At 57.2% G+C, this 4845-nt stretch carries 5 protein-coding genes and 1 tRNA gene; 2 read left to right on the forward strand and 4 right to left on the reverse strand.

The annotated features are described in order from the left end of the window. Window positions 1-88: 88 nt before the first annotated feature. Genes P4L78_RS01150 through P4L78_RS01160 form a run of 3 tightly spaced genes read right to left on the reverse strand, consistent with a single transcriptional unit; the run spans window position 89 to window position 2468 of the window. The gene (locus P4L78_RS01150; RefSeq protein ID WP_309326400.1) at window positions 89-985 is read right to left on the reverse strand and encodes a dioxygenase; all 897 of its coding nucleotides are present in this window, start codon (window positions 983-985) and stop codon (window positions 89-91) included. A gap of 37 nt (window positions 986-1022) precedes the next feature. Then, a complete protein-coding gene (gene catC / locus P4L78_RS01155; RefSeq protein WP_309326402.1) occupies window positions 1023-1313 on the reverse strand; it encodes a muconolactone Delta-isomerase in 291 nt (96 codons plus the stop codon). Window positions 1314-1316: 3 nt separating this feature from the next. Next, complete coding sequence (locus P4L78_RS01160) at window positions 1317-2468, reverse strand: muconate cycloisomerase family protein (RefSeq protein WP_309326404.1); 1152 nt, start codon at window positions 2466-2468, stop codon at window positions 1317-1319. Between the two features lie 237 nt (window positions 2469-2705). On the opposite strand from P4L78_RS01160, the gene P4L78_RS01165 reads away from it, so the two are divergent. Together P4L78_RS01165 and P4L78_RS01170 are read left to right on the forward strand one after the other, a co-directional pair. Beyond that, a complete protein-coding gene (locus tag P4L78_RS01165) occupies window positions 2706-3152 on the forward strand; it encodes a hypothetical protein (RefSeq protein ID WP_309326406.1) in 447 nt (148 codons plus the stop codon). A gap of 97 nt (window positions 3153-3249) precedes the next feature. After that, window positions 3250-4263: a DUF2806 domain-containing protein gene (locus tag P4L78_RS01170; protein ID WP_309326408.1), complete on the forward strand. Its 1014-nt coding sequence runs from the start codon at window positions 3250-3252 to the stop codon at window positions 4261-4263. Between the two features lie 442 nt (window positions 4264-4705). Here P4L78_RS01170 and P4L78_RS01175 read toward each other — a convergent pair. Then, a tRNA-Ser gene (locus P4L78_RS01175) sits at window positions 4706-4796 on the reverse strand. Window positions 4797-4845: the final 49 nt, after the last annotated feature.

Genomic DNA, 4845 nt, shown 5'->3' on the forward strand with positions numbered 1-4845 from the left:
GTGGAAAACGCCGTTTTCCGGATCATCAACCACCGCCGTTTCGATGCGTTCGCGCAACGATGTCATGGCCGCTTCCTCCGGCCAGGGTTCAGGCGGCAGCGCGGGCGCGCGCCGAAAAGCCTTGCGCATCCTGGCTGTCGGCACGTTGCAGCACGAAATCGAACGCGATGTGCGCGCTGTCGCCCTGGCGGTTGGGCACTGGCAGCAAGCCCTCGCGGGTGCCGAACGCAAAGTCGTCGGCAGCAAACGGATCATCACCGAAATTGATCTGCGTGGTCAGCGTGCGATAGCCGGGCGCTTCGACAAAGAAATGCACATGCGCCGGGCGATTGCCGTGACGCCCGAGCGCCTGCATCAACAGGTCGGTCGCGCCAGCGGGCGGCACCGAGTAGCCCTTGGGCATTTTCGAACGGAACGCATAACGGCCATCGGCACCAAGCTTGATGCGGCGACGGTTGTTGAACGGGGTCTGTTCGCCGGTCGGATCGAAGTGCGAATACCAGCCCTGTGAATTGGCGTGCCAGACATGCACGATGGCATCCTTGACCGGCTCGCCATCGGGGCCGGTCACGCTGCCGTTCATGAACAGGGAGGTCGTGTCGTCCTCGTCGCTGGTCAGATTGACGTCCCTGGTCCCGTCGACGAGCGGCGCGCCCGCAACATAAAGCGGGCCTTCGATAGTGCGCGGCGTGCCGCCGGTCAGCCCGGCTTCGGCATCCTTGGCATCGAGGTACAAGTCCATGAAGTGTTCGAGGCCCACGCCCGGCACGATCAGGCCGATTTCACCGGCGCCATCGGCCAGATACTTCGCCGCCTGCCAGAATTCGCTTTCCGACACGTCATGGCGCACGATGATGGTCATCGCCGCTTCGAGCAGGTCACGCAGGATGACCTTCAGGCGGTCGTTGCCGCCTTCGACATCCTTGCCGCTGGCGCGGTCAAGCAGGGTCTGGATGGCTGGGGTCTGGACAAAATTCTGAAGCATGGTTTCTCTCCCAAGAAAGCTTTAGCGCCAAGAAAGCTCAGCGGTCGTCATCGCGAATGGATGAAGGGTGCCGACACAGCGGCGTGACCTTGATGGTCATGAACGGATAGAGCGGCAGGCCGATCAGGATCTCGTGCAGCCGCTGGTTGCTCTCAACGTCAAAAATGCTCACGTTCGCGTATTGGCCCACCACCCGCCAGATGTGGCGCCATTCGCCGGTTTCCTGCAGTTTTTGCGAATAGGCAAGCTCCACCGCCTTTATCCGGTCGGCCTCGGCCTTGTCGAAATCGAGCGGGATGGTGACAGTCATTTCAACCTGGAACAGCATGGCTCAGGCTCCCTGAAGAGTGTGGTGGCTTGTGGTGCGGTCGCGGCGAAAATGCGCGAGCTTGTCTTCGTCGAACGCGACGCCAAGGCCGGGGCTCGTCGGAACGCGCAATTCGAAATCGGCATATGTCAGCGGTTCGGTAACGACATCTTCGGTCAGCAGCAGCGGGCCGAACAGTTCGGTGCCCCACTGCAACTGCGCAAACGTTGCAAACAAGTGCGCAGAAGCCGCCGTGCCGACTGTGCCTTCCAGCATGGTGCCGCCATAGAGCCCGATCCCCGCTGCATCGGCGATCATGCCGACGGCATGCGCCGGGAATACCCCTCCGGACTGGGCGATCTTGATCGCATAGATCCGCGCACCGGCATTGGCGGCAATGGCAAAGGCGTCGATCGGGCCATGCAGCGCTTCATCGGCCATAATCGGAATGGCGTGCCGGGCCGACAGCCGCGCCATCGCTGCCACGGCATGGCGGGCAATCGGCTGCTCCACCAGATCGCAGCCGACATCGGCCAGCATGGCCATGCCGCGATCGGCCTGCACTTCGTCCCAGCCCTGGTTGACATCGACCCGGACACTGGCGCGGTCACCCAGCGCCGCCTTGATCGCACCGACATGCGCGACATCGGCGGCGACCGGGCGCTTGCCGATCTTCAACTTGAAGATGTTGTGGCGACGCGCTTCGAGCATTGCCTCGGCCTCGGCAATATCGGTGCCGGTCTCGCCGCTGGCCAAAGTCCAGGCCACCGGCATGCTGTCGCGGCGGCGCCCGCCCGCGATCAGTTCGCTGGCCGGCACGCCAAGGCGTTTGCCCGCGATATCCAGTAGCGCGGATTCAACCGCGCATTTGGCGATGTGATTGCTCACGACGTATTTGCCGATGGTCGCCATGACCGACCCAACCCGCGACAGGTCAACCTGTTCGAGCAGTGGCGCGATATAGGTATCGATGGCCAGCTTGATACCTTCAGGGCTTTCATCACCATAGCTCAGCCCGCCGATCGTCGTCCCTTCACCGATCCCCTCGATGCCATCGGAATCGGTGATCCGCACCAGCACCATCGACTGGCGATGCATCGTCGCCATCGCGAGAACATGCGGACGAATGGTCGGCAGATCGATGATGAACGTATCGATTTTAGCGAGCCGCGCCATTCCAGCCGTTCTTTCCAGGTATGATTGGTGTTTCGTGGCTAGCCTTCTTTACCGCCCGATGGCAAAGATCGTTGCGGTCTGGCCCCCATACCCTGAAGGTATGAAACTGAATCTCAGATCGCTGCGCTGTTTCGTGATGGTGGCGAACGAGCGCGTGGAAAGTGGCGGCGCGCTCGTCCTCGGCACTGGCGGCCCAGAAGCCCTTGACCCAAGCGCGGACTTTGTCGTGTTCAGGCTTTGCCCGGCTCGCAGAAGGCAGGCAGGAAACCGATCGGCGGAAACCCGCCGCCAAACCGCAGCCCGGCCCGTCACGGCGGAGACATCTGCGTCAAAACCGGTACATCAGGCCGCATTTACCGCGTCCTGTTAGATGCCTATCAGCGCCGCAAGCACATTGATGGCGCTGGCGTATTCGTATCGCAGTTTCGCAAGGAAAGTATGCCTAGCTGGCAACTGCAACGCGTGATGGCGGAACAGTTGATAGATCATGTGGAAATATACTTTCCAAACTATGCAAACATAATGATGCGCACATATTTTAGCGCAGCTAGAAAATGCAACGAAAATATAATGATCCGATTGGAGGGAATTGGCAATCTTGCAATGCATTGGTTTGGATACGAACCCGGAACCGAAGTTCCAGACATAAAAGAAATGCTATTCTCTTATCAAGACCGTAAATAATTGCCGTAAGTTACCTCCTAGCCGCCCGGATTCTGAAAAAGCTGCAAATCTGGTACCATGCCTTGCTTATATCGCCGAATTTTGCAACGCTTCAAGAATGGACACTAACCAACTTGTGGAAGCCGCAAGGCAGCTCACCCCAGCCATCGAATTTGGCGGTATTCCGACTGCATTATTGCTCTCCGCTCGAAAGGCCATCGGAAGCCTTGTGGGGGATGTCGCCGCAATTCCCGCCGCTAAGCTCAAAGCGGTGCGGGCAGCTATTGACGCAAATAGTGATGCGAAGGTTCAAGTAATAAAGGCTCAGGCTCAGCAAGCCGTCGCTTATATTGAAGCCGATGATGAAATAGGAGAGCGTGTCGCCGCAAGATTGGTCGCCAAAGAGTTCCGTCGCCAATCTAATGTTGAATCAATAGCGGTAGCGGCGCTTGAAGATTTACGCTCTCCAGACGATTCTATACAATCAAATGCCGAAACTGTACCAGATGTTGACGAAGATTGGCTGAATGTTTTTCAGCGTTTCGCCGAAGATGCTTCATCGGAACGAATGCAAAAACTTTGGAGCCGTGTTCTATCCGGTGAAATTCGTCAGCCCGGTCGATTCTCACTAAGAACATTGCGCTTTTTATCAGAGTTTTCGCAACAAGAGGCTTTATTATTTTCTGACCTGTGCACCAACGCGTTTGGCGAATTTGCTCCGAAAATACTTATAAGACCGCCCGAAATGACAGATGAGCGTCATTTAATTCATATGGAGTCGGCAGGGTTAATTTCCGGGGCTTCTGGGTTAGGTCAGACGGTAAGTTGGAAAAATGAAAATAGTCATCCCGTTAACATATTTATAACAGAAGGAAACCTTTGGTTAATGCTTGTGATGCAGGCTAATTCGCAGCATTCGGTGCCGGTGTGTTCACTCGCGCCCATGGCGCAGGATTTGATTGCGTTTTTGCCCGGACGTGATGCAAAGGCGGCTGCAAGGAAAGTGGCTAATGCCTTGCGCGCCCCAGCCCTCACGGCTGCTTTTCTCGGAACGTCTGGGTCAGGAGGTGCATTTCTTCCCATGGAGATTCTTTGGCAGGAACAAACACCTATCGTCGCTCCGCAAGCCTGAGCGCAATTCTGACGCTTGAAGCCTGAGCGCAATTCTGACGCTTGCCGTTGCTGACTTGCGAACTGAATCGCGTTGGTAGGAACTACCTTGCAATCTCGATGATAGCGCGCTGACGGTATCGGTTGAGCAGGTCGCGGCTTTCGCGAAGTACGCTGCCGCGTTTGATGCTTTGTGGCGAGTACCGGTAGGAATGCTGCGGGCTTCTGTCGTGATAGCGACGGTGGCAACGGAGATACGAAGCTAAGTTACGGGCTTCCACCATCGCCGTTGCCTCAAAATGCAGCGGCCTTACAGCGACAAAAACCTTTGGACAGTGCCACTGCATCGATCGCACGCCAGTAGACACCCCATAGGGACCTGAAAAGCATTTTGGTGGCAGGCTTGTGACTATTCTGAGCACCTTCTCCCTAAGGTGTTGATAAAATTGTTACAATTAAGAAAATGGCGGAGCGGGAGGGATTCGAACCCTCGATACGCTTTTGGCGTATACTCACTTTCCAGGCGAGCGCCTTCGACCACTCGGCCACCGCTCCGCATGCACTGGACAGGTGGTGCGCCTAGCCGCATGCTAGGGGTTTCGCA

Origin of the sequence: Silvimonas sp. (assembly GCF_031291215.1) — a bacterium.
Lineage (GTDB): Bacteria > Pseudomonadota > Gammaproteobacteria > Burkholderiales > Chitinibacteraceae > Silvimonas > Silvimonas soli.

Coding starts and splice junctions, on each gene's coding strand:
- P4L78_RS01150 (WP_309326400.1), bottom strand. CDS start 985: ATGCTTCAGAATTTTGTCCAGACCCCAGCCATCCAGACCCTGCTTGAC.
- catC (WP_309326402.1), bottom strand. CDS start 1,313: ATGCTGTTCCAGGTTGAAATGACTGTCACCATCCCGCTCGATTTCGAC.
- P4L78_RS01170 (WP_309326408.1), top strand. CDS start 3,250: ATGGACACTAACCAACTTGTGGAAGCCGCAAGGCAGCTCACCCCAGCC.
- P4L78_RS01160 (WP_309326404.1), bottom strand. CDS start 2,468: ATGGCGCGGCTCGCTAAAATCGATACGTTCATCATCGATCTGCCGACC.